This is a genomic window from Schlegelella aquatica (genome assembly GCF_026013905.1).
GTDB classification, from domain to species: Bacteria; Pseudomonadota; Gammaproteobacteria; order Burkholderiales; family Burkholderiaceae_C; genus Caldimonas; species Caldimonas aquatica.
The window spans coordinates 3,105,043-3,131,610 of record NZ_CP110257.1 but is presented as its reverse complement, the minus strand read 5'-3'; the positions used below and the strand labels follow the sequence as shown (position 1 = coordinate 3,131,610).

At 71.3% G+C, this 26,568-nt stretch carries 24 protein-coding genes; 12 read left to right on the top strand and 12 right to left on the bottom strand.

Translation table 11 applies throughout. The annotated features are described in order from the left end of the window. The first annotated feature begins 19 nt into the window (after positions 1 to 19). The 7 genes from OMP39_RS14360 (at position 20) to OMP39_RS14330 (ending at position 6,884) form a co-directional block, all read left to right on the top strand. Positions 20 to 907 carry an alpha/beta fold hydrolase gene (locus tag OMP39_RS14360; protein ID WP_264894584.1) on the top strand — a complete coding sequence of 296 codons (888 nt, stop codon included), beginning with the start codon at positions 20 to 22 and terminating at the stop codon, positions 905 to 907. Next, positions 904 to 2,076: an ABC transporter substrate-binding protein gene (locus OMP39_RS14355; RefSeq protein WP_264892484.1), complete on the top strand. Its 1,173-nt coding sequence runs from the start codon at positions 904 to 906 to the stop codon at positions 2,074 to 2,076. The genes OMP39_RS14360 and OMP39_RS14355 overlap by 4 nt, the downstream gene beginning before the upstream one ends. Before the next feature lie 155 nt (positions 2,077 to 2,231). Beyond that, the gene (locus OMP39_RS14350; protein ID WP_264892483.1) at positions 2,232 to 3,101 is read left to right on the top strand and encodes a branched-chain amino acid ABC transporter permease; all 870 of its coding nucleotides are present in this window, start codon (positions 2,232 to 2,234) and stop codon (positions 3,099 to 3,101) included. Position 3,102: 1 nt separating this feature from the next. Next, positions 3,103 to 4,152, top strand: a complete 1,050-nt coding sequence (locus tag OMP39_RS14345) for a branched-chain amino acid ABC transporter permease (protein WP_425340643.1) — start codon at positions 3,103 to 3,105, stop codon at positions 4,150 to 4,152. 71 nt (positions 4,153 to 4,223) lie between these two features. Continuing rightward, positions 4,224 to 4,973 carry an ABC transporter ATP-binding protein gene (locus OMP39_RS14340; RefSeq protein ID WP_264894582.1) on the top strand — a complete coding sequence of 250 codons (750 nt, stop codon included), beginning with the start codon at positions 4,224 to 4,226 and terminating at the stop codon, positions 4,971 to 4,973. After that, the gene (locus tag OMP39_RS14335; protein WP_264892481.1) at positions 4,970 to 5,701 is read left to right on the top strand and encodes an ABC transporter ATP-binding protein; all 732 of its coding nucleotides are present in this window, start codon (positions 4,970 to 4,972) and stop codon (positions 5,699 to 5,701) included. Before OMP39_RS14340 ends, OMP39_RS14335 begins: the two co-directional genes overlap by 4 nt. A gap of 289 nt (positions 5,702 to 5,990) precedes the next feature. Beyond that, the gene (locus OMP39_RS14330) at positions 5,991 to 6,884 is read left to right on the top strand and encodes a c-type cytochrome (RefSeq protein ID WP_264892479.1); all 894 of its coding nucleotides are present in this window, start codon (positions 5,991 to 5,993) and stop codon (positions 6,882 to 6,884) included. Between the two features lie 291 nt (positions 6,885 to 7,175). Here OMP39_RS14330 and OMP39_RS14325 read toward each other — a convergent pair whose 3' ends face one another. The 10 genes from OMP39_RS14325 to OMP39_RS14280 all read right to left on the bottom strand — a co-directional run bounded on the left by OMP39_RS14325 (position 7,176) and on the right by OMP39_RS14280 (position 16,728). Next, positions 7,176 to 7,718 carry a DUF2946 family protein gene (locus tag OMP39_RS14325; RefSeq protein WP_264892478.1) on the bottom strand — a complete coding sequence of 181 codons (543 nt, stop codon included), beginning with the start codon at positions 7,716 to 7,718 and terminating at the stop codon, positions 7,176 to 7,178. A gap of 40 nt (positions 7,719 to 7,758) precedes the next feature. Next, complete coding sequence (locus tag OMP39_RS14320; RefSeq protein WP_264892477.1) at positions 7,759 to 8,763, bottom strand: YheT family hydrolase; 1,005 nt, start codon at positions 8,761 to 8,763, stop codon at positions 7,759 to 7,761. Between the two features lie 37 nt (positions 8,764 to 8,800). Next, complete coding sequence (locus tag OMP39_RS14315; RefSeq protein ID WP_264892476.1) at positions 8,801 to 9,241, bottom strand: YybH family protein; 441 nt, start codon at positions 9,239 to 9,241, stop codon at positions 8,801 to 8,803. Positions 9,242 to 9,252: 11 nt separating this feature from the next. Next, on the bottom strand, positions 9,253 to 10,137 hold the full coding sequence (purU, locus tag OMP39_RS14310; protein ID WP_264892475.1) for a formyltetrahydrofolate deformylase: 885 nt from the start codon (positions 10,135 to 10,137) through the stop codon (positions 9,253 to 9,255). Positions 10,138 to 10,295: 158 nt separating this feature from the next. Further along, complete coding sequence (locus tag OMP39_RS14305; protein ID WP_264892474.1) at positions 10,296 to 10,526, bottom strand: zinc-finger domain-containing protein; 231 nt, start codon at positions 10,524 to 10,526, stop codon at positions 10,296 to 10,298. Between the two features lie 67 nt (positions 10,527 to 10,593). After that, entirely contained in the window at positions 10,594 to 11,517 is a 924-nt protein-coding gene (locus OMP39_RS14300; RefSeq protein WP_264892473.1) for a branched-chain amino acid transaminase, read from the bottom strand. Between the two features lie 221 nt (positions 11,518 to 11,738). Then, a complete protein-coding gene (locus OMP39_RS14295) occupies positions 11,739 to 13,742 on the bottom strand; it encodes an acyltransferase family protein (protein ID WP_264892472.1) in 2,004 nt (667 codons plus the stop codon). Between the two features lie 379 nt (positions 13,743 to 14,121). Further along, the gene (locus OMP39_RS14290; RefSeq protein WP_264892470.1) at positions 14,122 to 15,027 is read right to left on the bottom strand and encodes an arginase; all 906 of its coding nucleotides are present in this window, start codon (positions 15,025 to 15,027) and stop codon (positions 14,122 to 14,124) included. Positions 15,028 to 15,052: 25 nt separating this feature from the next. After that, positions 15,053 to 16,102 (bottom strand): ornithine cyclodeaminase, encoded by a 1,050-nt coding sequence (locus OMP39_RS14285; protein WP_264892469.1) that lies wholly within the window; start codon positions 16,100 to 16,102, stop codon positions 15,053 to 15,055. Positions 16,103 to 16,248: 146 nt separating this feature from the next. Next, positions 16,249 to 16,728, bottom strand: coding sequence for an Lrp/AsnC family transcriptional regulator (locus OMP39_RS14280; RefSeq protein ID WP_264892467.1), 480 nt, complete (start codon positions 16,726 to 16,728; stop codon positions 16,249 to 16,251). A gap of 188 nt (positions 16,729 to 16,916) precedes the next feature. Between OMP39_RS14280 and OMP39_RS14275 the strand changes: the two genes are divergently transcribed. After that, positions 16,917 to 17,279: an HU family DNA-binding protein gene (locus OMP39_RS14275; protein ID WP_264892465.1), complete on the top strand. Its 363-nt coding sequence runs from the start codon at positions 16,917 to 16,919 to the stop codon at positions 17,277 to 17,279. 201 nt (positions 17,280 to 17,480) lie between these two features. On the opposite strand, the gene OMP39_RS14270 is transcribed toward OMP39_RS14275, so the two are convergent. Together OMP39_RS14270 and OMP39_RS14265 are read right to left on the bottom strand one after the other, a co-directional pair. Continuing rightward, positions 17,481 to 18,674: an amino acid aminotransferase gene (locus OMP39_RS14270; RefSeq protein ID WP_264892463.1), complete on the bottom strand. Its 1,194-nt coding sequence runs from the start codon at positions 18,672 to 18,674 to the stop codon at positions 17,481 to 17,483. A 26-nt stretch (positions 18,675 to 18,700) separates the two neighbouring features. Further along, a complete protein-coding gene (locus OMP39_RS14265; protein WP_264892461.1) occupies positions 18,701 to 19,207 on the bottom strand; it encodes a glutathione peroxidase in 507 nt (168 codons plus the stop codon). 149 nt (positions 19,208 to 19,356) lie between these two features. Between OMP39_RS14265 and OMP39_RS14260 the strand changes: the two genes are divergently transcribed. From OMP39_RS14260 to OMP39_RS14245, 4 genes are all read left to right on the top strand, one after another. After that, complete coding sequence (locus OMP39_RS14260) at positions 19,357 to 20,415, top strand: response regulator (RefSeq protein WP_264892459.1); 1,059 nt, start codon at positions 19,357 to 19,359, stop codon at positions 20,413 to 20,415. 84 nt (positions 20,416 to 20,499) lie between these two features. Further along, positions 20,500 to 20,994 carry a chemotaxis protein CheW gene (locus tag OMP39_RS14255; protein WP_264892458.1) on the top strand — a complete coding sequence of 165 codons (495 nt, stop codon included), beginning with the start codon at positions 20,500 to 20,502 and terminating at the stop codon, positions 20,992 to 20,994. Between the two features lie 96 nt (positions 20,995 to 21,090). Further along, positions 21,091 to 23,646: a methyl-accepting chemotaxis protein gene (locus tag OMP39_RS14250; protein ID WP_264892456.1), complete on the top strand. Its 2,556-nt coding sequence runs from the start codon at positions 21,091 to 21,093 to the stop codon at positions 23,644 to 23,646. Between the two features lie 3 nt (positions 23,647 to 23,649). After that, the gene (locus OMP39_RS14245; protein ID WP_264892455.1) at positions 23,650 to 26,484 is read left to right on the top strand and encodes a hybrid sensor histidine kinase/response regulator; all 2,835 of its coding nucleotides are present in this window, start codon (positions 23,650 to 23,652) and stop codon (positions 26,482 to 26,484) included. Positions 26,485 to 26,568: the final 84 nt, after the last annotated feature.

Below are 26,568 nucleotides of genomic sequence, written 5' to 3'. Positions count from 1 at the left end.
ACCCGCGGTGAAGGACGACATCAACGGTGCGCCCGAGAACGCTGCGCAGGTGCACTTCGCCCGCGTGCGTTGGAGTGGCCGCGAGCACCGCATCGAGCACGTGTGGCTGCACCCCGCGCGCACCCGGCGGCCGCTGCTCGTGTTCTTGCACGAGGGGCTCGGCTCGGTGGCGATGTGGAAGGACTTTCCCGCGCAGCTGTGCGACGCGGTGGGCTGCCGCGGCCTCGTGCTCTCGCGCTGGGGCTACGGGCAGTCGAGCCCGCGCCCGGGCCACGAGCGTTGGCCGGTGGACTTCATGCACCAGCAGGCACGCGATTTCCTGCCGGCGTTCTTCGAGGCCGTGGGGGTGGACGTGGCGCGCGAGCGGCCCTGGTTCTACGGCCACAGCGACGGCGGCTCCATCGCGTTGCTGTACGCGGCCTTCTATCCCGAGGTGCCCGGCGGCCTCATCGTCGCGGCGCCCCACATCTTCGTCGAGGACAAGACGGTCGCCAGCATCGAGAAGGCGCGCGACGGCTACGTCACGACCAGCCTGCGCAGCAAGCTCGCGCGGTACCACGCCGATCCCGACTCCGCCTTCTGGGGCTGGAACGACGTGTGGCTCGACCCCGACTTCCGGCGCTGGGACATCCGTAGCCTGCTCGGGTCTATCCGGTGTCCGGTGCTCGCGGTCCAAGGCTACGATGACGAGTACGGCACGATGGCCCAGATCGACGGCATTGCCGAGCGGGCGCCGCGCACCGAGCTGCTCAAGCTGCACGACTGCGGCCACTCTCCGCATCGCGATCAGCCGGCCTTGCTGGCGCGCGCGGTGGCTGCGTTCGTACAGCGCCATGCACACCACGAGACCCCGGGCCGCACCGGGGCGCCCCCTCATACCAACGGAGCGACTAGGAGACACACATGAGCCTCACTCGACGCAGCTTCCACCTGTTCGGGGTTGCCGCCCTGGGCCTCGCCCTGCACGGCGGCGCCTGGGCGCAGGACAAGATCAAGGTCGGTCTGATGCTGCCCTACACCGGCACCTTCGCCGCGCTCGGCACCGCGATCGAGAACGGATTCAAGCTCTATGTGCAAGAGCAGGGCGGCAAGCTGGCCGGACGCGAGATCGAGTACTTCAAGGTGGACGACGAGTCCGATCCCGCCAAGGCCCCCGAGAACGCCAACAAGCTCGTCAAGCGCGACCAGGTGGACGTGCTCGTGGGTACGGTGCACTCCGGGGTGGCGATGGGCATGGCCAAGGTCGCCAAGGACACCAACACCCTGCTGATCGTGCCCAATGCGGGCGCCGACGCGATCACCGGCCCCTTGTGCGCGCCCAACATCTTCCGCAGCTCGTTCAGCAACTGGCAGCCCGCCTACGCGATGGGGCTGGTGATGGCCGAGCAGCGCAAGCACAAGACGGCGGTCACGCTCACCTGGAAGTACGCCGCCGGCGAGGAGTCGGTGCGCGGCTTCAAGGAAGGCTTCGAGTCCAAGGGCGGCAAGGTGCTCAAGGAGCTGTACCTGCCGTTCCCCAACGTCGAGTTCCAGGCGCTGCTGACCGAGATCGCCGCGCTCAAACCCGACGCGGTGTACGTGTTCTTCGCCGGCGGTGGGGCGGTCAAGTTCGTCAAGGACTACGCCGCCGCGGGCCTGAAGGACAAGATTCCGCTCTACGGCGCGGGCTTCCTCACCGATGGCACGCTCGAGGCGCAGGGCGAGGCGGCCAACGGGCTCTTCACCACGCTGCACTACGCCGACGACCTGACCAACCCCAAGGACCGCGAGTTCCGGCTCAACTACGCCAAGACCTACAAGCTGCAGCCGGACGTGTACGCGGTGCAAGGCTATGACGCCGCGCAACTGCTCGCGGCCGGGCTCAAGGCGGCGGGCGGCGACATCAAGAACCGCGACGCCGTGGTCAAGGGCATGGAGCAGGCCAAGATCAACAGCCCGCGCGGGCCCTTCACCATGTCCAAGGCCCACAACCCGATCCAGGACATCTACCTGCGCAAGGTGGAGGGCAAGATCAACCGCTCGGTCAACGTGGCCGTCAAGCAGCTCGCCGACCCTGCCCGCGGCTGCAAGATGTGACCCGCGCGGGCGGCGTTCGCGGGCAGAGGCGCACGCCGCGGGTCGCACCGCGGCGTGCGCCGCGCGAGCCGCGCTCGCCGGCGGGCGTCCTCCACGATCGAAACTGCCTCGCGGCGTGAGCCGCACCCGACAGCGCCCGCGCCGCGGGCCCCACGATGGACCTCACGACCTTCCTCATCCAGTGCCTGAACAGCGTGCAGTACGGGCTGCTGCTGTTCCTCGTCGCCAGCGGCCTGACGCTGATCTTCGGCATCATGGGCGTCATCAACCTCGCCCACGGCAGCTTCTACATGATCGGCGCCTACATGGCCTTCACGCTGTCGTCGCTCGTCGGCAACTTCGTGATCGCGCTGCTGCTCGGACTCGTGCTCGCCGTCGTGCTCGGCTATGTGCTCGAATGGGTGTTCTTCAGCTACCTCTACGAGCGCGAGCACCTGATGCAGGTGCTGATGACCTACGGACTCATCCTCGTGTTCGAGGAGATGCGCAGCATCCTCGTGGGCGACGACGTCCACGGCGTGGCGGTGCCGGCCTGGCTCGCGGGCAGCATCCCGATCGGCAACGACATGAGCTATCCGGTCTACCGGCTCTTCATCTCGGCGGTGTGCCTGGCCGTGGCCGCGGCGATGTACTGGACGATCAAGAACACGCGCCTGGGCATGATGGTGCGCGCGGGCGCCACCAACCGCGAGATGGTGCAGTCGCTGGGCATCAACATCTCGCTGCTCTACCGCATCGTGTTCGCCGCGGGCGTCGCGCTCGCGGTGCTGGCCGGCATGATCGCGGCGCCGGTGTCCTCCGTCTATCCGGGCATGGGCGGCTCGGTCCTCATCATCTGCTTCGTCGTGGTGGTGATCGGCGGCATCGGCTCGATCAAGGGGGCGCTCGTGGCGGCGCTGCTGATCGGCTTCGTCGACACCTTCGGCAAGGTGTTCTGGCAGCAGGCGGCCGGCGCGCTGGTGTACCTGCTGATGGCGGTCATCCTGCTGTGGAAGCCCGAGGGCCTGTTCAGGCAAGGCACGTGAGATGAATCGGATGACTCCTCCCCTGATGCGGTCGGCGGCGGGCTGGGCGGTCGCCCTGGCGCTGCTCGCGCTGCTGCCCTTCCTGCCCGAGCCGATCGGCGGCAAGTTCCACCTGGAACTGGGCGCCAAGGTCCTCATCATGGCCATCTTCGCGCTGAGCCTGCAGCTGCTGGTGGGCTACACGGGCCTGGTGAGCCTGGGCCATGCGGCCTATTTCGGCGCGGCGGCCTATGCCGTGGCGGTGCTCGCCCCGCAGTCCGACGCCGGCAACGGCTGGCTGCTGCTGGCCGCGGCGGTCGGCACCGCGACGCTGCTCGCGCTCGTGATCGGCGCGCTCGTCATGCGCACCAAAGGCGTCTACTTCATCATGGTGACGCTGGCCTTCGCGCAGCTGGTGTACTTCGTCGTCCACGACACCGACCGCTTCGGCGGCAGCGACGGCACGTACATCTACTTCAAGCCGCGCTTCGAGCTGTTCGGCCGCGCGCTGGTGGACCTGGACCGCACCGAGCACTTCTATTGGTTCTGCCTCGTGCTGCTGGGGCTCACCGTCGCGGCGCTCGGACTGGTGCTGCGCTCGCGGCTGGGGCATGCGCTCGTGGGCATCAAGCACAACGAGCAGCGCATGCGTGCGGCGGGCTACGACACCGTCTCCTACAAGCTCGCCAGCTTCGTCATCGGGGGGCTCTTCGCCGGGCTGGCCGGCTTCCTGTACTCGATCCAGCACGGCTACGTGAACCCCGAGATCCTCTCGTGGCACCACTCGGGCAACGCGCTGCTGATGGTCATCCTGGGCGGGCTGGGCAGCCTGGCCGGTGCCGTGATCGGCGCGTTCTCGTTCGTGCTGCTGGCCGAGTGGTTCCAGGGGCTCACCAAGCACTGGCAGCTGCTGCTGGGCGGCTTCATCATCGGGCTGGTCGTGCTGCTGCCCCACGGCATTGCGGGCGGCCTGGCCGCATTGGCCCGGCGCTGGCGCGCCGGGCGCGCCCGGGCCGTGGCTCCCGTCGACGACGCCGCAGCCCCGGCCCGCATGGAGGAGCGGCTGCCATGAGCCTCGTCGCCCCCACGACCCCCGGCGCGGCGCGCCCCGCCGGCACCGCCCCCGGGGCCCAGGACCGCCCCGTGAGCGCCCCCTTGCTCGAAGCCCACTCGCTCACGCGTGCCTTCGGTGCGCTCAAGGCGGTGGACAACGTGTCTCTGACCCTCCTGGCCGACCAGATCCACGCGGTCATCGGCACCAATGGGGCCGGCAAGTCCACGCTCATCAACCTGCTGTCGGGGGAGTTCCCGCCCACCAGCGGCACCGTGAGCCTGCTCGGCCAGGACGTCACCCGCTGGTCGCAACCGCGCCGGGCGCGCGCGGGCCTCGGGCGCAGCTACCAGCGCAACAACATCTTCCTGCCGCTCACCGTGCGCGAGAACTGCCGCCTCGCCGCTCAAGCGCACGTGCAGCGGCCCTGGGCCGTGTGGGAGTCGGCCCAGGCCTGCCCCGAAAGCCGCCGCCGCGCCGACGAGGCGATGGAGCGCGCGGGCCTCGCGGACGTGGCGCACGTGCCGGCCGCGGCGCTCTCGCACGGCCAGAAGCGTCAGCTCGAGGTGGCGATGTGCCTGGCCACCCAGCCGCGCGTGCTGCTGCTCGACGAGCCGCTGGCCGGCATGGGCCCGGAGGAGTCCGAGCGGATGCTCGCGCTGCTGCGTCGCCTGCGCGAAGGCCACGCCCTCTTGCTGGTGGAGCACGACATGGACGCGGTCTTCGCGGTAGCCGATCGCATCACGGTGATGGTCAACGGTGCCGTCATCGCCACCGGCACGCCCCAGGAAGTGCGCGCCAACCGCGACGTGCAGAACGCCTATCTCGGGGAACACGCATGACCAGCGCCTCGCCCGACACCGAACCGCTCATCGACGCACGCGGCGTGCATGCCTGGTACGGCAGCAGCCACATCCTGCATGGCGTGGACTTCCGCCTGGCGCGCGGCGAAACGCTGGGCCTGCTCGGCCGCAACGGCATGGGCAAGTCCACCTTGATCCGCACGCTCCTCGGGCACGTGCGCCAGCGCGAGGGCAGCATCCGCGTGCGCGGCCGCGACTGCTCGCGCGCGCAGCCCTACGAGGTCGCCAAGCTCGGCATCGCCTACGTGCCGGAGGGGCGCGGCATCTTCCCCAACCTCACCGTCAAGGAGAACCTGGTCATGGCCGCGCGCCCCGGCGTCGCCGGCCAGCGCGACTGGACGTTCGACCGCATCATGGCGACCTTCCCCCGGTTGGCCGAGCGGCTGGGGCATCTGGGCGCGCAACTGTCCGGCGGCGAGCAACAGATGCTCTCGATCGGGCGCGCGCTCATGACCAACCCGGACGCCATCATCCTCGACGAGGCCACCGAAGGGCTGGCGCCGCTGATCGTCGCCGAGATCTGGCGCGTGATCGGCGAGATCCGCGCCTCGGGGTTGGCGACGCTCGTCGTCGATCGCAACTACCGCACCGTGATGGCGAATTCCGACCGCCTGATGGTGCTGGAGAAAGGCCGTGTGGTGCTCGAAGGCCCCGCGGCCGAACTGGAGCAGCGGCCCGCCGAGCTGGGGCGCTTTCTCGGCGTCTGAAGGGCAGGCCCGGCGCCGGCGAGGGCGCGGCGCGCAGGGTCGTCGCCCGGGCTCGCGAGCCTGCCCCGGCCCCGCGCGACCGCCTCGGGCGCCGCAAGTGCGCCGCATGTGCGCCGCATGTGCGCCGCATGTGCGCCGCATGTGCGCCGCCCAGCGAGGCAGGGGCCCACCCGTATAATCCAAAAGTTTTGCGCGGCTTGCGGCCGGTCGATGCCGGCTTTGCCGGTCATTCGTCCACCCCTCATTTCGGCCCACGGCCACCACGATCCCGCAGTCGAGGATTGAGTCCATGAGCGACACGCCCCACACGCACGACGACCACGACGCCCCGCACGAGGGCCCGATCCGCACGCCGAAGCAGTTGATCCTGACGGTGGTGTTCGCGTTCCTGGTGCCCATCGTCGGCATCATCCTGCTCGTCAACTTCGTGGCGGCCGACAAGAAGGCCGGTGCCGGCAGCGATGCGCTGAGCGAAGAAGCCACGCTGCGCCGCATCCAGCCGGTGGGCATGGTCGAGCTGAAGGACGTCTCCAGCCCCGGCTCGCTCAAGTCGGGCGAGGAAGTCTTCAAGGCCCAGTGCGCGGCATGCCACGCCACCGGCGCGGCCGGCGCCCCGAAGCTGGGCGATGCCGCCGCCTGGGCACCGCGCCTCGGCCAAGGCTACGAGGCGCTGCTGAACGCGGCCCTCAAGGGCAAGGGCGCGATGGGTCCGCAGGGCGGCGGTGACTTCAGCGACCTGGAGATCGGTCGCGCGGTCGTCTACATGGCCAACCAGGCGGGCGGGAAGTTCGCCGAGCCCAAGGCGCCGGCCAATGGTCAGGCTGCCGCCGGCACGCAAGCGGCACCGGCCGACAACGCGGCCGCCCAGCAGGCGGCGGCGGCCGTGGCTGCTGCCAATCAAGCGGCCGCCGCTCCCGCCGCTGCGGGCGGCGAGGCCAAGGCCGGCGGTGTGCCCGCCCTCTATCAGCAGGCCTGCGCCGTGTGCCACGCCGCCGGTGTCGCCGGTGCCCCCAAGCTCGGCGACAAAGCCGCTTGGGGCGCGCGTCTGGCCTCGGGAGTCGACGGGCTGACGGCCAGCGTCATCAAGGGCAAGGGCGCGATGCCCCCCAAAGGCGGTGCCGCCACCGCGAGCGATGCCGACATTCGCGCCGTGGTCGAGTACATGGTGAGCGCGGTCAAGTAAACCGCCGTTCTGCCAGCAAGCAAAAGGCCGGTCCTGAGACCGGCCTTTTTCGTTGTTCGCCAGGGCCTGCGACCGCAGCGCCGCGCGTGGGCCTTCGCGTCGCGGGTGGTGGGGGTTCAGCGAGAGGGGGTACTGCCGCCGGTGTGGCGCGGCGGTGGGGTCCACAGAGGGTCGTACTGCGGCGGGTGGAGCGTGCGGCCGGTGGGGAGCCTGAGCACGAGGGAACCCCCGGCGCAGCGCCCCGCCCCTGGCAAGCTCAGCCGAGCAGGGCACCCACGACAGCGTGAACTCTCAGCCCTCGCCTTGCGCGCGCTGCGGGCTCAACACGTAGCCGAAGCGCTGGGGAAAGTCCTCGAACCGCCCTTCCTGCACCTGCCACTCGCCCTGCTCCACCGCCTGGGCGGCCGCCTCCATGTCCAGCGAGTGCACCACGCCGAAGCCGAGCGTGGTGTCCAGGAACAGCCGCCCGTGTTCGTCCAGCCAGGCAGCCTTCGGCGTCGCGGTCAGGCCCGTGTGCGCATGGACCTGCACGAGGCCGCCAGGGTCGGCATGGACACGCCAGACGAAGGGCGCGGCCTCGAGCTCCACGTACACCCGCTGCGGTCCGTTCTGGAAGTACCACTGGCCTCGCTCGTCCACCTCGTAGTTGCGGTGAATGAAGTCCTTGAGCTTGTCGTGCGTGATGCGGCTGCCTTTGACCTGCGGGAAGGGGCCGGCGGCCTGGATGCGATCGTCGCGCATGTACCAGTCCCCGCGCGCGTCGAGCGCCAGCCAGCCGCGGCAGGCCGGCACGTTGGGCCACTTCTTCAGTGCAGCCTTGACGATCTCGTCCATGGCGAATGGTGGGTTGGTGAGGTCAGTGCCCGATGGTCGCTCAAAGGTGGCCACACAGCCAGCCCAGCACTTCCTGCGGCAGGGTCATCACGTGCCCCGGCCAGCCGCCCCCAGGAAAGCCCACGTGCCCGCCGTGCGGCGGCTGCCAGAGCGTCACGTACCGGCCGGCCTCGTGCGGGCGCGGCAGGCTCTCGGCCGGCACGAAGGGGTCGTTCAGCGCGTTGAGCACCAGCGCGGGCACGCGGATCAGGTGCAGGTGGGGCTTGCTCGAGGCGCGGCTCCAGTAGTCGTCGGTGTCGCGGAAGCCGTGCAGCGGCGCGGTGAAGACGTTGTCGAACTCGTAGAGGTTGCGTGCGGCGGCGAGCCGCTCGCGGTCGAAGAGGCCCGGGTGCTGCGCCCACTTGCGCAACGCCTTGGGCTTCATCGTGCGCAGGAACATGCGCGTGTACACCAGCCTGTTGAAGCCCGTGCCGATGGCAGCGCCCCCGGCAGCCAAGTCCAGCGGCGCGCTGATCGAGGCGACGGCCCGCACCGTGTGCGCCGCCGTCTCGCCCGCCTCCTCGGCCCAGCGCAGCAGCGCGTTGCCGCCGAGCGAGACGCCGACGGCCAGCATCGGGCCGGCGTGGGCGTCGCGCAGGCGGCCGAGCATCCAGCCCACTTCCTCGTAGTCGCCGGAGTGGTAGGCGCGCGGCGCCAGGTTCATCTCGCCGGAGCAACCGCGAAAGTGCGGCACCGCGAAACGCCAGCCGGCCTGCCCCGCCGCGTGCGCGAACGCCTCGGCATAGTGGCTGCGCGATGAGCCCTCCAAGCCGTGGAAGAGCACGAGCAGCGGGCGATGCGTGGGTGAGGCGGGCGCAGGCGAGCCGGCGTCCACCAGCCAGTCCACGTCGATGAAGTCGCCGTCGGGCGTCGTCCAGCGTTCGCGGCGGTAAAGCGGGCGCTGGCCCTCGAAGCGCTTGCCGAACAGGGCCGGCCAGATCGTCTGGACGTTGCCTCCCAGGGCGCCCGCAGAGGGCATCCAGGAGGGGGGCAGGTAGCTCTCCATGGGCAGGGCGGTCGATCGGAGTGGGGAGACCGGGCCTTCAGTGCAGCATCGCCGGCAGGTCCGTCACGTCTTCGATGTCGCGCGAGGTGCCCGGGCTGGCATGGTGGCACACCATGCGCCAGCCGTGTGGGGTCTTGATGTATACGTTGGTGGCGACCACATGCGCCTCGCGCGGTCCGTCGGCCGTCTGCAGCCGCACGAGTTCGACCACGCTGTGCACCGCGCTCGACAACGCCTCCACGCGGCGCACGCGCTGCGGCTCCACGCGTACCGGGCCGGCCGCGAACAGGGCCTCGAAGGCCGCACGGATGGCGCCGGCGCCCACCAGGCGCGGCCCGCCGGGGTGCACGCAGACGATGTCCTCGTCCTCGGCCCACACCGCCATCAGCTTGTCGATGTCGCCGTGCTGGAGCGCGTCGTAGAACTGGGCTTCGGTGTCGTCCGGCGAGGCGAGCAGGGCGGCAGGGCGCTTGGGCATGACACGGTGTTTCAGCGGAAGACGACGGTCCGGTGGCCGTTCATCAGCACGCGGTGCTCCACATGCCAGCGCACGGCGCGGGCCAGCACCACGCACTCCACGTCGCGCCCGACGGCGGTGAGGTCCTCGGGTCCCAGCGTGTGGTCCACCCGTTCGACGTCCTGCTCGATGATGGGGCCTTCGTCCAGGTCGGCCGTCACGTAGTGGGCGGTCGCGCCGATCAGCTTCACGCCCCGCTCGTGCGCCTGATGGTACGGCTTGGCGCCCTTGAAGCTCGGCAGGAAGCTGTGGTGGATGTTGATGGCGCGGCCCTTGAGGAACTCGCAGAACTCCGGCGAGAGGATCTGCATGTAGCGCGCCAGCACCACGAGGTCGATGTCGTGCTCGCTGACCAGCTGCTCGACCTGCCGTTCCTGCGCGCGTTTGACCTCGTGCGACGCGCCGGGAGGCAGCGGCAAGTGATGGAAGGCGATGCCGTAGCTCTTCGCGAGTTCCGCGAAGTCGGGATGGTTGGACACGATGGCCGGGATTTCTACCGGCAACTGGCCCGAATGCCAGCGGAACAGCAGATCGTTGAGGCAGTGGCCGTGCTTGCTCACCATGATGAGCAGCCGCGGCTTGCGCGCCAGCGAGTGGAACTGCGCCTGCATCCCGAACTGCTCGCGCACGTTGGCGAAGAGCTTGTCCAGCGTCGCCACCTCGGCCAAGTGCTCCGGGGCCTCGAAGTGCACCCGCATGAAGAAGAGCCCGGTGCTGCCCTCGCCCTGCACGTCGCCGAACTGCTGCGAGTCGATGATGTTGCAGCCCGCCTGGTAGAGCAGGCCCGAGACGGCATAGACGATCCCCTTGGCGTCGGGGCAGGACAGGGTCAGGACGAATTGGCGGGTCGTGTTCATGGGAGGCTTCCGGACCCCGGGATTGTACGGAGAGCGCTCACACCGGGCCGAGGCGCTGACGCCGGCCGCCTCGTGCCGCGCCGGGCGCGCCCGCACGCGCGCACCCGGGCCCCCTCGTGTGCCGCGAGCCCCGTCGTGCGCCGCTGCGACCGGACGCCTCAGTGGGCGTGCAGCTTCTCGCCGGCCTTCAGGCGATAGACCGTGCCGCAGTAGGGGCAGCGCGCTTCGCCTTCCGCAGTGACTTGCAGGAAGACGCGCGGATGGTGGCTCCACAACGGCATCTTGGGATTGGGGCAGAAGACCGCCCCGTGCCCTTGCAGGTCGGCGGCGGTCACTTCCACCACCGAGCGCACGAAGGGGTTGCCGGTTTGCTGGTTGTCGTTGCTCATCGTCCTGGCTCCTGGAAGGTGGCCCCGGCCGAAGGCGGCACGCGCGGCGCCGCCTCCACCCCGGGTGTCAGACGAGGCTGAGCCACTCGGCGTACTTCGGATTGCGGCCGTTCACGATGTCGAAGAAGGCCGATTGGATCTTCTCGGTGATGGGCCCGCGCGAGCCGGCGCCGATCTGGATGCGGTCGAGTTCGCGGATCGGCGTCACCTCGGCGGCGGTGCCGGTGAAGAACGCCTCGTCGGCGATGTAGACCTCGTCGCGGGTGATGCGCTTCTCGACGATCTTGAGGCCCAGGTCCTGGCAGATCGCGAAGATGGTGTTGCGCGTGATGCCGTTGAGCGCGCCGGCCGACAGGTCGGGCGTGTAGACCACGCCGTTCTTGACGACGAAGAGGTTCTCGCCCGCGCCCTCCGAGACGAAGCCCGAGGCGTCGAGCAGCAGGGCCTCGTCGTAGCCGTCGTCGGTGGCTTCCATGTTGGCCAGGATCGAGTTGGTGTAGTTCGACACCGTCTTGGCCTGGGTCATCGTGATGTTGACGTGGTGCCGGGTGTAGCTGGAGGTCTTGACGCGGATGCCGCGCTTCAAGCCCTCTTCGCCCAGGTAGGCGCCCCAGGCCCAGGCCGCGATCATCAGATGGATCTTGTTGCCCTTGGGGCTGACGCCCAGCTTCTCGGAGCCGATCCAGGTCAGCGGGCGGATGTAGCAGCTCTCCAGCTTGTTGGCGCGCACCACCTCTTTCTGCGCCTCCATGACCTGCTCGAGCGTGAAGGGGATCTTCATGCGCAGGATCTTGGCGCTGTTGAACAGGCGCTCGGTGTGCTCACGCAGACGGAAGATCGCCGTGCCCTGCGCCGTCTTGTAGGCGCGCACGCCCTCGAAGGCGCCGCAGCCGTAGTGCAGCGTGTGGGTGAGCACGTGGACCTTGGCGTCGCGCCAGTCCACCAGCTCGCCGTCCATCCAGATCTTTCCGTCGCGATCTTCCATCGACATGATGGCTCCTGGTGTATGGGTCGAGAAGCGCCCGATTTTACGGTCGCCCCGCCCGGCGGGCCGGGCAGGCAGTCAAGGCGTCGGCGCGCAGGGCGCGCGCCCGTGACGGGCGCGGGCGAGGCGGGTTCTGCCCAGGCTGCGGGGCATGCGCTTCATCCAAGCCCTGCGGGGGCCGTGCGATCGCTCCCGCTCGATCACGTTCTCACGCGATCGGCACGCCCTCAGTCGGCCTGCGGCGCATGGACGACGGCGGTCGCCCGGGGCGCCGGGCTGGCGTGGCGCACCAGGGGGCGCAGCAGCGGCACCAGGCGGCGGTTGCCGTACTCGCTCAGGTGGTCGTCGTCGAAGTAGAGCGGCCGACCCCCCTCGGCCGCCCGGCACCACCTGCCGTCGCACAGCGCCCCCGTCGGGTCCACCAGCTGCGCGCCGCACCGGGCGCCGGCCTCGTGCAGCGCGTCGAGGACCGGGCCGTGCTTCCTGGCGTAGGCCGCGCGTTCGATCCCGTAGTCGCTGCGGGCCCGGCCCAGCAGCAAGTCGGTGGCGAGGGTGCGCGGCACGTCGTACGGCATCTCGGGGATGGGGGCGAGCACATGCACCGAGCCGTGCGGGGCGTAACGGCAAATGCCTTGCACGACGCGTTCGCGGTACAGCGCCTCGCGCTGCGGCGCGGGCAGCCGGTCCAGCGGGGTGCGCCCGTCCAGCGTCACGAGCTGCGGGCGATCGTGGAGGTAGTTGGACCAGCGGCCCACCAGCACGAGGGTCAGGCCCGAGCGGGACTTCAACCACTGCTCGACGCCGGCATAGAAGCGGCGGCAATCGGATTCCAGTCCCCGTTCCCAGGCCATGCCCAGCACCGGCGGGCACGAGGTCGCGGCGAAGAACCGGCCGCCCACGCCCTCCTGGGTCAGCGCTTCATCGATCGCGCCCAACAGCGCCCCGGCATGGCTGTCCCCGATCATCACCACGCGCTCGGGACGGCCCGGCGCCCCGATGTGGCAGCCCTGCACGGATCCGAACCCCCAGCCGGTCAGCAGGCACTCGGGGGAGCGGGGGTTGCGGTTGCGTGCTTCGGCGGCGGCCAGTTCGACCTCGCGAGGCACGCGTGCCGGCACGCCATGGGCCCACAGCACGGCCGCCGCCACGCCGGCGACGCAGGCCGTGACCGCGCCGTGCACCAGCACGCCGCGGGGCGCACGCAGCCCGCGCAAGGCGCCGCGGGTGGGCCGCTCGACCCAGCGGTACGACAGGCCTCCCAGCAGGAGCGACAGGGCGACGGCCGGCACCGCCCACAAGGCCTGGTCCGCGAGCCCGAAGTAGCGCGCGCCCACGGCGATGGGCCAGTGCCACAGGTAGATCGAGTACGACGCGGTGCCGATCCACTGGACCCACGGGTGGCCGGTCGGAAGGGCGTCCTGCCGCTGCGCGAGCAGCACCAGCGCGGCACCGGCCACGGGCAGCGCCGCCCATGCCCCCGGCCAGGGCAGGCCCGCGTGGAACAGCACGACGCTCACCAGGATCGAGGCGAGGCCGGCGAGGTAGCACAGGCGCGCCGCGGCGGGCGCGAGAGCCCAGCGCCGCTGGACGAGATAGACGGCGCCGCCGGCCAGCATCTCCCAGGCGCGCGTGGGCAGCAGGTAGAACGCGTACGTCGGGCGCCAGGCCGTCAGCACGACCGAGAGGGCCAGCGACACCGCCACCCCCAGGACGGCGAAGGCGAGCAGGTGGGCGGGGCCGCGGCCCACCCACCGCCGCCAGGCGATCAAGGCCAACGGCAGCAGCAGGTAGAACTGCCACTCCACCGACAGCGACCAAGTGTGCAGCAGCCACTTCTCGTGCGAGGCGGTGTCGAAGTAGCCCGATTCGGTCGCATAGGTGACGTTGGACAGGAACGCGATCGACGAGGCCACGTGACGGCCCAGGCGCTGGTAGTCCACCGGCGTGAGCCAGAACCAGCCGAACACCAGCACGGCCGCGCACAAGGCGGCCAGGGCCGGGATGATGCGGGCCGCGCGCGCGAGGTAGAAGCCCAGCAGCGAGAACCGGCCCGCCTCGAGCTGGGAGACGATGATGCCGGTCATCAGGAAGCCGGAGATGACGAAGAAGACGTCCACCCCGACGAAGCCGCCGGCGAACCCCGGCACGCCGAAGTGGTAGAGCACGACGGCGGCGACTGCGTAGGCACGCAGGCCGTTGATGTCCTGGCGGAAATCGATCGAAGCAGCCATTCCTCTCCCTGGGGGTCGTCGTCGCGCGGCGCGCGCTCGCGGGCCCTCGCGGGGGGCGAGCCGAGCCCGGATGCCAGGGATTGAACAAGGCCTCGAAGGGCCGCGCCGTCGCCGGCTGTAAGCAAGGGTGCGGGCGTCACGCCCGCCGGCGCCTCCCGCGAGGCGGGGATCTCACGTGCCTCGGCGGGCCCTGGGAGGGCCGCGAAAGGCGTACAAGTGGTTGCCAATCCGCGGGCTCACGCCGCGGTCGCGGGCGTGGCGCCGGGGTCGAACGCGAATGGGCCAGGGTGCGCCGCGCACCGCGCGCCGAGGGGCGCCCCCGGTGCGCTGGCGACCAGCACTTGCGACGAGGCTTGCGACGAGGATCGGCAGGCGCCCCTCAGGCGGCCATCGCCGTTTGCACCGCCAGGGCCGAGGTCAGCAGCGCGGTGACGGCACGCGCGGTGCGCCCGCGCAGGTCGCGCAGCGGGTTGTACTCGGCCAGCTCGAAGGCCTTGAGTTGCGGGTCGGCGATGCAGGACTCCAGCACCCGCAGCGCCTCGTCGAGCCGGATGCCGGCGGCAACCGGCGTGCCCGTGCCAGGCGCGTCGGCCGGGTCGAGCGCGTCGACGTCGAAGCTGATGCCCCAGCCCGCGGTGCCCTGACGCACCCGCGCACGTGCTTCCTGGAAGCAGGCGGCGAAGCCGCGCTCCTGCACCTCGGTCATGTACATCACGCGCACGCCGAGTCGCTCCAGCAGCGCGCGCTCGCCCGCTTCGTAGCTGCGCGCGCCGATGATGACCAGATGCTCCGGACGCAGCTTGCCGCGCCAGCCGTACACGTCGGTGAGTCCCGGGCGCCCGTGGCCCATCAACGCCGCCAGCGGCATCCCATGCGGGGCCTGGGTCTCGGACGTCTCGGGCGTGTGCGCGTCCAGGTGCGCATCGATCCACACCAGGCCCAGCGCGCCCTGGGGCCGGATCGCCTGCGCGACGCCGCTCCACGTGCCCACGGCACAGGAATGGTCGCCGCCGATGACCAGCGGGAAGCGCCCGCGGGCGATGACGCCTTCGACCGCCGCCGCCAGGCGGGGGCTGAAGTCCTCCACCACGCCGAGGCGTTCGTCGGCGCCCAGCGGGTCCGAGACCACGGTGGCGCCGTCTTCGATCGCCGCGCCGGCGTCGTGCAATGCCCGCAGCACACCGAACTCGCGCAGCGCCTGCGCGCCGTACTTGCAGCCGCTGTCGCCGGCTCCCTCACCGATGGCCGCGCCGACCAGTTCGAGCGCGGGCAACCCGATCGTCATCCTCGTCACCCTTCGCGTGTGAGTTTCAAGCCGCCAGGCGCACGGCCGCCTTGGGCGCCGCGCCGCCGTACAGATCCTTCGGGTCGTCCAGGGTCGGCACGAGTTCGATCGTGCGGCCCACCTGGTGCGCTCGCGCGAGGTCGCGCACGTAGCGCAGCGCGGAGAAGTCCTCCAGCGCGAAGCCGACCGAGTCGAAGAGCGTCACCTGGTCGTCGTGGTCGCGCGCGGACGTCCGGCCGGCCAGCACTTCCCACAGGTGCGTGACGGGGAAGTCCTGCGGCATCTGCTGCAACTCGCCCTCGATGCGCGTCTGCGGCTCGTACTCGACGACGACCTTGGCGCGCTCGAGGATGGCGGCTTCCAGTTCGGTCTTGCCCGGGCAGTCGCCGCCCACGGCGTTGAGGTGCATCCCCGGCTCGACCATGTCGGCGGTGACGATCGTCGCTCGCGTCTTGTCCGCCGTCACCGTGGTGACGATGTCGGCGCCGCGCACCGCCTCGGCGATGCTCTCGCACGGGCGGATGCGCAGCTGCCCGCTCTGCGCGTAGGGATGGAGGTTGCGCATCAGCTTGGCGGTGGCCGCCGTGTCCGCGTCGTACACGCGCAGCTCGCGAATGCCGAGCTGGCTCATGAAGGCCAATGCTTGGAACTCGGCCTGCGCGCCGTTGCCGATGAGCGCCATCGTCCGCGAATCCGGGCGTGCGAGCACGCGCGCCGCCAGGGCAGACGTGGCCGCGGTGCGCAGCGCCGTCGTCAGGGTCAGCTCGGACAGCAGCAGCGGGTAGCCGGTGATGACCTCGGACAGCACGCCGAAGGCCATCACGGTCATCATCCGACGCTGCGGGTTCTTCGGGTGACCGTTGACGTACTTGAAGCTGTAGAGCGCCTCGTCGGCGACCGGCATCAGCTCGATCACGCCGTCCGGCGAGTGGTGCGCGGTGCGGGCGGACTTCTGGAACGAGGGCCAGCGCAGGTAGTCCTCGCGGATGTACTCGGCGAGCTCTTCCATCATGCGTTCGGCCCCGAGCGTGCGGACCAACCGCTGCATGTCGGCCAGGTCGATGAAGGTGGTCATGTGTCTCCTCTACGGCTTTCGATTCCAGATCAGAAGTCTAGGAATCTGGCGGCGCCGGAGAGGAATACTTGCGCTATGGCCGACGGCTGCTTCGGCAGTTGATGGGGGCGGTCACTTCCGAAACGGAAGCGAGCGCGGCGCGGGGCTCACCCCTCGCGGTCCTCGCCCCAGCCGATCGGAAAGCCGGCGAACTCCTTGACCGTCTGCAGTTCGGTGCTGGTGACGATCTTGTCGATGCCCAGCGTCGGGTCGTCGAGCCAGGCGTTGGTCAGGTGCCGGTAGTGGGTGATGTCGCGGCAGCACAGCCGCACGAGGTAGTCGTAGCGCCCGCTGACCAGGTAGCAGGCCACCACCTCGGGGGTGGACAGCATGCGCTGCTCGAAGCGCTGTGCCGTGGATTGGCGCTGATCCTTGAGCGCGATCTCGGCGAAGACGGAGATGTGCTCGCCCAGCGCATCGCGGTTGATGACGGCGCGGTAGCCCTCGATCACGCGCTCTTCTTCCAGGCGCCGGATGCGGTTGAGCGTCGCGCGGGGCGTGAGGTTGACGTGCTCGGACAGCGCCTGGGCGCTGCTGCGTCCCTGGCGCTGCAGCAGTTGCAGCAGGCGGCGGTCGATGCGGTCCACGGGCGTCCTTGTGCGGGCGCGGCACTTCGGGCCATGCGATGGGCGCAATGGTACGCGGCGCGAGCGCCGGTGTGTGGCGTGCACGCGTCGCGCGGCCAGCCCACTGGCGGGTACACTTCGCGCCGCCTTGCATTCGCAGGCCCCGCGTCCGCTAGGTGCGCGGGAGGCATCAGAAAGAAGTCTCGAGAATGAATCGCGTTGAACTGATCGAAAAGCTTGCCGCCGAGCACGACCTGAGCAAGGCCGCCGCCGGCCGCATCCTCGACACCCTGATCCAGAGCATCGTCGGTGCCGTGAAGAAGGGCGAGGCTGTCCAGCTGGTCGGCTTCGGCACCTTCAAGCAGGTCGCCCGTGCTGCACGCACCGGCTACAACCCGCGCGAAGGCAAGGCCATCAAGATCGCCGCCACCAAGGTGCCGAAGTTCGTGCCGGGCGCTGCGTTCAAGGCGGCCGTGGACCCGAAGGCCGCCGCTCGCAAGGCCGCCAAGGCCCCGGCTCCGGCCAAGGCCGCCAAGAAGGCCGCACCGGCCAAGAAGGCTGGCAAGAAGTAATCGGCCCTGCGCCAGCAAAAAGGCCGGCATGCGCCGGCCTTTTCGTTGTGGGGCTCGAAGGCCCGCCGCGGTCGTGCACACCACACTGCGCCGGCGGGGCGGCTTACGAGGGGCGCTCGCGCTGATATCTTGGCCCCCGGGGCTGGCGCTCCACCCCCCGCGGGGTCAGGGCGCGGCTCCGCGCGGCCGAGCGCCGGGCCTTCAGGCGAGCACCGCCGCCATCGCCTCGGCCACCGGCTCCACGTTGTGCTGGTTCAGGCCGGCCACACACATGCGGCCCGAGCGCACGAGGTACACCGCGTGCTCCTCGCGCAGCCGGTCCACCTGCGCGGGCGTGAGGCCCGTGTAGCTGAACATGCCGCGCTGCTGGACGAAGTAGTCGAAGTTGCGGCCGGGCAGCTTGGCGCAGAGCACCGCGTGCAGGCGCTGGCGCATGGCCTGGATGCGCTCGCGCATCGCGCCCAGCTCGCTGGCCCACAGCTCGTACAGGGCGGGCGTTTGCAGCACACGCGCGACGATCTGGCCGCCGTGGGTGGGCGGGCTGGAATAGTTGCGCCGCACGGCGGCCTTGAGCTGGCCCAGCACGCGCTCGGCTTGGTCGCGGTCGGGGCACACGACGCTCAGGCCGCCGCAGCGCTCGCCATAGAGCGAGAAGCTCTTGGAGAACGAGTTCGCGACGAAGAAGCTCACGCCCGCGTCGGCCAGCGCGCGGATGGCGTAGGCGTCTTCCTCGATGCCGTCGCCGAAGCCCTGGTAGGCGATGTCCACGTACGGCAGGAGCTGGCGCTCGCGGATCAGCGGGATCAGCCGGCCCCACTGCTCGCGCGACAGGTCCACGCCGGTGGGGTTGTGGCAGCAGGCGTGCAGCAGCACGATGCTGTGCGGCGGCAGGGCCTGCAGCGTGGCGAACATGGCCTCGAACTTGAGCCCGCCGGTGGCGGCGTCGTAGTACGGATAGGTGTTGACCTGGAAGCCGGCGCCCTCGAACATCGCGCGGTGGTTGTCCCAGGTCGGGTCGCTCACCCACACCTGCGACTGCGGGAAGTAGCGCTTGAGGAAGTCGCCGCCCACCTTGAGGCCGCCGGAGCCGCCGAGCGTCTGCAGCGTCGCGATGCGGCCGCTCTTGACGGCTTCGTGATCGCGGCCGAACAGCAGGTGTTGCACGGCCTGGCGGTAGTTGGCCGCGCCTTCCATCGGCTGGTAGGGGCGCGGGCCGATCTCGCGCAGCAGCGAGGCCTCGGCCTCGCGCACCGCGCTCATCACGGGCAGCCGGCCGGCGTCGTCGAAGTAGATGCCGATGCTCAGGTTGACCTTGTGGGGGCGGGGGTCCTTCTGGAACTCTTCGTTGAGCGTGAGGATGGGGTCGCCGGCGTAGGCGTCGACATGCTGGAACATGGTCTCTCCTGCGGGGGAAGCGGCCATTATCGAGCGTCGGCCGGCGCCGGCTCGCCCAGCGCGCGCTCGATGTCGGCTGCCAGCGAGGCGGGCGTGTCGGTCGGCGCATAGCGGCGGATCACCCGGCCGTCGCGCCCGACCAGGAACTTGGTGAAGTTCCATTTGATGGCGCGCGTGCCGAGCACGCCGGGGGCCTCCTCGGTGAGCCAGCGGTACAGCGGGTGGGCCTGGGGGCCGTTGACCTCGACCTTGCTCATCATCGGGAAGCTGACGCCGTAGTTGAGCTGGCAGAACGAGGCGATCTGCGGCTCGTCGCCCGGCTCCTGGCGGCCGAACTGGTTGCACGGAAAGCCCAGCACCACGAGCCCCCGGTCGCGGTAGCTCTGCCACAGCCGCTCCAGGCCCTCGTATTGGGGCGTGAAGCCGCATTGGCTGGCGGTGTTGACGATGAGGAGCACCCGGCCACGCCAGGTGCCGAGCGAGACGGGTTGGCCGGCGATGTCGCGGGCCTCGAAGTCGAAGGCGCTGGTCATTCCCGCATGGTAGTGCGATCGTGCGCAGGCCGCGCGAACCCCCGAAGCACGGGCTTGACGGTGGCGGGGGCGCCGCCGAGCATCCGCTCACAGCCCCGCCCGGTGGCCCGCCGGGCTGCGAGCACGGGCGCTCGGGCAGGAGGGGTGCAATGCGTTATCGCGTGGCGGTGCAGGGGTTCAGTGCGTTCGAAAGAAGCACGTTCGCGTCCTTCTTCCGGCTGGCCGCGCGCCGCACCCCGGCGTACGACCCTGTGCCGGGCCTTGCCGAGTGCGACTTCGCGATCGTCGACGCCGATCTCCCCTCGGCGGTGGAGGCGGTGCGCGCGGCGGGCAAGTGGGGCGTTGCTCTGGTCATCGGCGGCACGCCGGGCGGCCCGGGGCTCGCGCGCCTGCCTCGGCCCATCAACCTGATGAACTTGCTGCGCGTGCTCGACGAGCTGGCGCTCGCCGAGGCCGCGCCCGCGGCGCGGGCGGCGACCCTCGGCCCCCCCTCCGCCGCCGCAGCGGGCAGGGCGCCGTCGGCGCCGGCCGCCACCGCGAAGGCCGCGGGCGCCTCGGGCGCGCGGGAGGCGGGCGACACCGTCCCCGCACACTCCGGCCTGCCCGGCTCGGACTCGCCGGCTGCGCCCTGGGCGCGGGCGGCGGGGCGCACGCGGTGGGGCGGGCCCCCGCCGGGTCTCACGACGCGCCGGTTGCAGCCCGACCCTCACTCGGACTTCGGGGCCGACCGAGGGTTCTTCTCCAGCGCGGTGCTGGTGGAGGGGGATGCGCGCTTCGATCACATCCTGGTGGTGGACGACAGCGAGATCGCCCTGCGCTTCATCCAGTCGCGCCTGCGGCGCTTCGGCTTCCAGGTCCACCTGGCCAGAAGCGGCGAGGAGGCCCTGCAGATGCTCGACGAGCGCGAGTTCCGGTTCGTGTTCCTCGACGTGATGATGCGCGGCATGGACGGCTACCAGACGTGCAAGCTCATCAAGCGCCGGGTGCAGGGCCCGGGCCGGCAGCCCCCGGTGGTGGTGATGCTCACCAGCCGCGCCGGCACCATCGACAAGATCCGGGGCACGCTGGCCGGCTGCGACGCCTACCTCACGAAGCCGCTGGTGGAGGACGAGCTGGTGCGTGTGATCGGCGAGCACGACGAGGTCTTCCAGCGCAGCTTCGACACCACGGTGGGCGGCATCGCCGCTGCCCGGCCCCCGCAGGGGTAGCGCCGGGCCGGTGCGCCCGGGCGCATCCGCCTCCCGGGCACGCGGCCGCGCCCTACACTGCGGGAGCCGACGAACACCCCCGACATGGCGCCTTCCGACACCCCCTGCGCACAGCCGTCGTCCGCCCCCGAGAACGCGCGCCGGGCGCAGGCCGTGCGCTGCGGCCCGTGGTTGCTCGCGTTCCCGTTCGAGTGGGCGCGCAGTATCGTGGAGCAGTACGAGCTGAGCGAGGTGCCCCATGCGCCACCCTGGCTGATGGGGGCGGCCAACGTCGGCGGACAGATCGTTCCGGTGTTCGACCTTGCCGCCTACGCGCAGGCGGCGGCCGGGGCGCCGGGGCACGGGGCGTGGCTGTTGCTGGCCGGCGAGGGCGAGGACAGGTTCGCGATCCTGTCCACCGGCCGGCCGCTGGCTGTGCGCGTGGTCGAGCCGGCACCCGGTGGGGTCGCGGCGGCCCTGCCGCCCGCCTTGGCCGAGTTCGCCCGGGGCGTCTGCATGGACGACGAGGGCCGGGTGTGGAGCCTGCTCGACCCCCAGGCGCTCGGGGATGCGCTGGCTGCCGATCTGTCATTGGCATGACGAGGCGGCCGTGAGGCCTGCCGAGGAGGCGGCCTGAAGGGAGCGCGCTCGCCGCGGCCGGACGACGAACGAGCGGATGACGAGGAGAGGGTGGGGATGAACTTGCGTCAGAAGCTGCTGATGGCCGGCGCGGGCGCGGGGGCGCTGGCGGCCCTGCTGGCGGCGGTCATCGTCTTGCGTCCTTGGGACGGCGGCGCGTCGGCCGAGCGCGACGCCGGCCGGCTCGAACGGCTGGAGGCCGAGCGTGCGCGGCAGGCGGCCCAGATTGTGGCCGAGCTGGAGCACCGTCAAGCGGCCCTGAGGGTGCTCGCCGCGCAGCGCGGCACGGTGGACGCCTTGCAGCAGTTCAAGGCGGCATGGGCCGCGGAGCACGAGCGGCTGGAGAAGGACGCCTCGCTGGCGGGCGGCCCGGCGGCCTTGCGCGACGAGATGCTGGCGTGGATCGTGCAGCAGTTCGCGGCGCAGTGGCGCAGGCAGCAGCTCGACGAACCGCCCGACCTCGCGCCGCAGATCGGTCGGCGCAGTCTCGTCGGCGCGCAGCTCCAGCAGGCGTTCCTGGTGCGCAACGTGCATCCCTGGGGCGAGCGCGACCGCATGACCGTGCCGGATACGCCCAGCCCCTATGCGCAGGTGCACGCCGTATTCCATCGGGGGTTCAAGGCCACGCGCGACCATTTCGGCCTGGACGATCTGCTGCTGGTGGACACCGCCACCGACACCGTTCTCTACAGCGTGGCGAAGGACCTAGACTTCGCCACCGACCTCGCCTCGGGCGTGGCCGCCTCGTCGGCGCTGGCCGAAGTCGTCGGCAAGGTCCGGCGCGCCCAGGGCCCGCAGGACGTCGCGCTGAGCGATGCGCGGCCCTACCTGCCCGCCGGGCAGCGCCTGGCGATGTTCGTCGCAGTGCCGGTGTACGACGGCGATGCCCAGGTGGGGGTGCTGGCCGCCCGCTTCGCGCCCCAGACGCTGGTGGCCTCGCTCGACACGCTGGCGGCGCCCTGGGACGGGACGGCGGCATCCGGCCCGACCCCGGCGGAGCTGCCCGCCGCCTACACCGTGCTGCTCGGGCCGGACGGGCGCCTGCGCAGCGACCCGCCCGCCTTGCGCGCGCGGCCCGCGCAGTGGCTGGCCGAGGCCGCTCCCGCATTGCCGCAGGAGGTGCGGGCCCTCGTGGCACACCGGCGCAGCGGTGTGGGGCTGGTGGCGCTGGAGCAGCCGGCCGTGCACACCGCCTTGCAGAAGCAGCCGGGCACGGCGGTGCTGGAAGACGCCCGGGGACGGCGCTGGCTCGCGGCCTATGCGGCCCTCGCGGCCCCCGGGCTGGACTGGGTCGTGCTGCGCCTTGCTCCCGAGCCGGCTGCCCAGCCGCGTGCGGCCGCCTCTTCGATCATGCCGCTCGCCGTCGCCGTGCTGCTCGGCATGGTCACGGGCGGCGCGGCGTTGGCCTTGGGAATCCGGCGCTGGATGAAGCCGGCGGAGACGATCCAGTCGACGCTGGAGCGTGTCGCGCAGGGCGACGCCCAGGCCCGCACGGGGCTGGCCCCTGGCGACGAGCTCGGGGCGATCGGCCACGCGGTGGACCGCCTGCTCGACGGCCGGCTGGCGCACCTGGAGCGGGCCCGTCACGAGAACGACGCGCTCAACCAGTCGGTCATCGGTCTGCTGCAGACGGTGTTCCAGCTGTCCAACAAAGACCTCACCGCCCGGGCCGAGGTGACCGAGGACATCATCGGCACGCTGGCGTCGTCGATCAACCAGCTGGGCGACGAGATGTGCGCGACGCTGACCGAGGTGCAGCAGATCGCCGAACAGGTGCGAGGCGCGTGCGAGTTCGTCGGCGAACAGGCTTTGCGCGTGGACGAGACCGCGCAGGCCGAGCGCGCCGCGTTGCAGGCGATGGCGTCCAACCTCAACCAGGCCACCTACCAGCTCGCGCAGGTGGCGGCACTGTCGGACAACAGCCGCGATGCGGCCGAGCAGGCCTCCTCGGCGACCGAGGCGGCGCTGGTGGCGGTGGAGGGCACCGTGCGCGGCATGGACGCGCTGCGCGAATCCATCGCCGAGATGGAGAAGCGCTTCAAGCGCCTGGGCGAGCGCAGCCAGGAGATCCCCGGCGTGGTCAACCTCATCAACACCATCTCCGAGCGCACGAACGTGCTCGCGCTCAACGCCTCGATGCAGGCGGCCGCCGCGGGCGAGGCCGGGCGCGGCTTCGCCACCGTGGCGCAGGAGGTGCAGCGCCTGTCCGAATCGGCGCGCCAGGCCACGGCCCAGATCGCGCAGCTGGTGCAGAGCATCCAGGTCGAAACGGGCGACACCTTGCTCACCGTCAACCGCCTGATCTCGCAGGTGGTGCAGCAGTCCGCCCAGGCGCAGCAGGCGGGCGAGCGCATGGCGGCCACGCGCGAGACGACGGCGCAGCTCGTCGGCCTCGTCCGCCAGATCGCCGACTTCTCCGAGCAGCAGGCGACGCTCGCGCAGCAGTTGCGCTTGTCGGTCGATCAACTCGATCGCGGATCGGTGCACACCATCCTGGCCATCGAGCAACAGACCGAGTTCACCGCGACGCTGGTCGACTACGCACGCCGGCTGTCGGAGTCGGTCGGTCAGTTCCGCCTGCCGGGCGTCGAGCCGCGGCACGCCGAGGAGTGAGCCGTGCAGGTCGATGAACTGCTGCGCGTGCTGCAGGAGGAGTTCGCCCTCGCCGCACCGGAGGTGGATGCGGCGCTGATGCAGTGGCTCGGCCATGCGGGCGAGGGTGATGCGCGCCACGCGGCCCAGGCGGCCGAGCTGTACGGGCGGCTGGCCCAGGCGTGCCGTCTCGTCTCGCTGGAAGGGTTGGCGATCGTGCTCGAGCTGCTGCGCGACAGCGCGCAGGTCTACGCGGGCATGGACGGCGCGGAACTGCAGGAGGGCCTGGCCTGGCTGGTGAGCTGGCAACCGCCGGTGGCCGCCTATCTCGACGCTCCGGGCGACGAGCGGGCGGTGCGGCAGGTCGTGGACTTCCTGCGGGTCGCACCGGCGTCCCCCACGCTCGAGCAGCTCGACGAGTTGGCCCTTCTGCTGTGCCGCCCCCCGGCCGTGCCGGTCGAACACCCGTCCGCCGAGTCTCGCGGCAGCGACACCGCCGCGCTGGACTTGCAAGACGAGGACGTCTCGCTGGAAGTGCCCCCGGACGTGGACCCGCCGCTCTTCGAGGTTTTCCTCGACGATGCCCCGAGCCAGCTCGAGGTGCTCGCGCAGGCCGTGCGGCAACTGGCCCAAGGCGACGTGAGCCTGGCGGCGCTGCAGGAGGCGCGTCGTGTGGCGCACACCTTCAAAGGCAGCGGCCACATCATCGGCATCCGCGGGGTGGCCCGCCTGGCCCACCGCCTCGAGGACGTGCTTGATCACGTCGTCGAACGCCGCGGCTGCATTCCGCGCCCGCTGGCCGACGACCTCGAGCAGGCCGTCGCCTGCCTGGACCGGATGGTCTACGCGCTGCGCGGCGAGGAGTCGCCCCCCGACGACGCGCTCGAATGGTTGGAGCGCCTGGGCCGCTGGGCCCGCGCGGCGCACGAGGGACGGCTCGATGCGTGGGGCGCCGACACTCTGCCGGCCGCGCTGGACGAGCCGCCGGAAACCGGCCCGCCCCTCCGAGCGGCGCCCCAGCCCTCGCCGGCCCGAGGCCCGGCCCCCGCCGTCGGCACGAGCCTGCGCATCGGCGTCGCCACGCTCGACGCCCTGGTGCGCCGGGCCGGCCAGGGGCTGGTGCACCACGGCCGGCTGGAAGAGCAGTTGCGCACCATCGAGGACCGCCTGATGCAACTCGAGGCTGGCAACCGCCAGTTGCAGAACCGCTTGCGCGACCTCGAGATCGGGCTCGGCGGTCACAGCGTCGCGCTGCAGGCCGGCGCCGACGAGGACCGGGCCTTCGATGCGCTGGAGCTGGACCGCTACAACGAGCTGCAGACCGTCCTGCGGTTCGCCTGCGAGACGGCGGCCGACGAGGCGGCCCACGCGAGCGCGGCGCGCCAGGAAGCCCAGGCGGCTTTGCAGACGGTGCGCCAGCAGGGGCTGGAGCTCGTCGAGCAGCACCGCGAGCTGATCGGCGCGCGGCTGGTGCCCGTGCGCCAGATCGTCGCGCGTCTGCGCCGCAACGTCGCCCAGACGGCCGCGGCCACCGGCAAGCAGGTGCGCCTGGAGGTGCAGGGCGAGCAGGCCATGGTCGACGCCGACGTGCTCGGCCGGCTGACGGAGCCCTTGCTGCACCTGCTGCGCAATGCGGTCGACCACGGCATCGAGCCGCCGCAGGAGCGGCAGCGCGCGGGCAAGCCCGCCGAAGGGATCGTCATGCTGCGTGTCGAGCGCGACAGCCAGCGCGTCGTCGTGCGCTGCGAGGACGATGGCCGCGGCCTCGACCTCGCCGCCATCCACGCACGCGCCGTCGAGCTCGGTCTCTTGCAGCGCGAGGCGGCCGTCACGCCCAGCGAGCTCGCCCGCCTGATCCTGCTGCCGGGCTTTTCCACCCGCAGCCAAGTCACCGAGGTGTCCGGGCGCGGCGTCGGCATGGACGTGGTGGCCGACCGCCTGCGCGCGATGAAGGGCCGCATCGAGATCGACACCGAGCCGGGCCGCGGCACCCGGATCGCGCTCCACGTGCCGGCGACCACCGGCGTGCAGCATGCGCTGCTGGTGCAGGTCGAGGACCAAACCTACGCGCTGCCCTCCGACGGCGTGGTGCTCGCTCTGGCGGCGGGGCAAGGGCAGGTGGGCATGGGCTCGGTGGGGCCGGTGTTCCGCTACGCCGGGCGCGAGTGGCGTTACCAGAAGCTGGGCGGCTGGCTGGGGCTGGGCGGCACCGACGCCGGCGGCGCGGCCAAGCCGGTGGTGCTCGCGCGCGCGGCGAGTGGCGAGGTCGCGCTCGAGGTGGACCGCATCGTCGACTCGCGCGACCTCATCCTGCAAGACATCGGACGGCTGCTGCGCCGGGTGCGCGGCGTGGCGGGCGCGGCCTTGCGCCCCGACGGCCGGGTGCTGTTCCTGCTCGACCTCGAGGCGTTGGAGCAGGCCGCGGCCACGCCGGTGCGTCGCCAAGCCGGCCGCGTGCTGCGACGCCGGCTGCAAGCGCCGCGCAAGCATGCGCTGGTGGTCGACGACGCGATCTCGGTGAGGCAGACGCTGGCGCAGTTGCTGCAGGATGCCGGCTTCGACGTGACGACGGCGCGCGACGGCTTCGATGCGCTCGATGCCTTGCTGCGATACAAGGTGGACGTGGTGATCACCGACCTGGAGATGCCCAACCTCAACGGGCTGGAGCTGACGCGGCGGCTGCGCGAATCGCGGCTGTGGAAGGGCGTCCCGGTGATGATGCTCACCTCGCGCGCGACCGCGAAGCACCAGCGCAGCGCCGAAGCGGCGGGGGTGGACGTGTTCCTGACCAAGCCCTACGACGACGCCCGCCTCCTGGCGGAGCTGCGGCGCCTGACGGCCCCGGGGGCAAAGACATAAGGCCCGGCGCTCGGCCGCCCGGAGCCGGGCCGTGACCCCCGCGGGCGGTGGGGCGCACGCCCCGGGGGTAAAGATATGACGCCG

Bases quoted from the DNA above. Each gene is read 5' to 3' on its own strand.
- OMP39_RS14290 (WP_264892470.1), bottom strand. From the start codon at position 15,027: ATGACGATCGGGTTGCCCGCGCTCGAACTGGTCGGCGCGGCCATCGGT.
- OMP39_RS14250 (WP_264892456.1), top strand. From the start codon at position 21,091: ATGAACTTGCGTCAGAAGCTGCTGATGGCCGGCGCGGGCGCGGGGGCG.
- OMP39_RS14335 (WP_264892481.1), top strand. From the start codon at position 4,970: ATGACCAGCGCCTCGCCCGACACCGAACCGCTCATCGACGCACGCGGC.
- OMP39_RS14300 (WP_264892473.1), bottom strand. From the start codon at position 11,517: ATGTCGATGGAAGATCGCGACGGAAAGATCTGGATGGACGGCGAGCTG.
- purU (WP_264892475.1), bottom strand. From the start codon at position 10,137: ATGAACACGACCCGCCAATTCGTCCTGACCCTGTCCTGCCCCGACGCC.
- OMP39_RS14305 (WP_264892474.1), bottom strand. From the start codon at position 10,526: ATGAGCAACGACAACCAGCAAACCGGCAACCCCTTCGTGCGCTCGGTG.
- OMP39_RS14270 (WP_264892463.1), bottom strand. From the start codon at position 18,674: ATGTTCCAGCATGTCGACGCCTACGCCGGCGACCCCATCCTCACGCTC.
- OMP39_RS14330 (WP_264892479.1), top strand. From the start codon at position 5,991: ATGAGCGACACGCCCCACACGCACGACGACCACGACGCCCCGCACGAG.
- OMP39_RS14265 (WP_264892461.1), bottom strand. From the start codon at position 19,207: ATGACCAGCGCCTTCGACTTCGAGGCCCGCGACATCGCCGGCCAACCC.
- OMP39_RS14325 (WP_264892478.1), bottom strand. From the start codon at position 7,718: ATGGACGAGATCGTCAAGGCTGCACTGAAGAAGTGGCCCAACGTGCCG.
- OMP39_RS14260 (WP_264892459.1), top strand. From the start codon at position 19,357: ATGCGTTATCGCGTGGCGGTGCAGGGGTTCAGTGCGTTCGAAAGAAGC.
- OMP39_RS14345 (WP_425340643.1), top strand. From the start codon at position 3,103: ATGAATCGGATGACTCCTCCCCTGATGCGGTCGGCGGCGGGCTGGGCG.
- OMP39_RS14355 (WP_264892484.1), top strand. From the start codon at position 904: ATGAGCCTCACTCGACGCAGCTTCCACCTGTTCGGGGTTGCCGCCCTG.
- OMP39_RS14295 (WP_264892472.1), bottom strand. From the start codon at position 13,742: ATGGCTGCTTCGATCGATTTCCGCCAGGACATCAACGGCCTGCGTGCC.
- OMP39_RS14350 (WP_264892483.1), top strand. From the start codon at position 2,232: ATGGACCTCACGACCTTCCTCATCCAGTGCCTGAACAGCGTGCAGTAC.
- OMP39_RS14255 (WP_264892458.1), top strand. From the start codon at position 20,500: ATGGCGCCTTCCGACACCCCCTGCGCACAGCCGTCGTCCGCCCCCGAG.
- OMP39_RS14320 (WP_264892477.1), bottom strand. From the start codon at position 8,763: ATGGAGAGCTACCTGCCCCCCTCCTGGATGCCCTCTGCGGGCGCCCTG.
- OMP39_RS14315 (WP_264892476.1), bottom strand. From the start codon at position 9,241: ATGCCCAAGCGCCCTGCCGCCCTGCTCGCCTCGCCGGACGACACCGAA.
- OMP39_RS14275 (WP_264892465.1), top strand. From the start codon at position 16,917: ATGAATCGCGTTGAACTGATCGAAAAGCTTGCCGCCGAGCACGACCTG.
- OMP39_RS14285 (WP_264892469.1), bottom strand. From the start codon at position 16,102: ATGACCACCTTCATCGACCTGGCCGACATGCAGCGGTTGGTCCGCACG.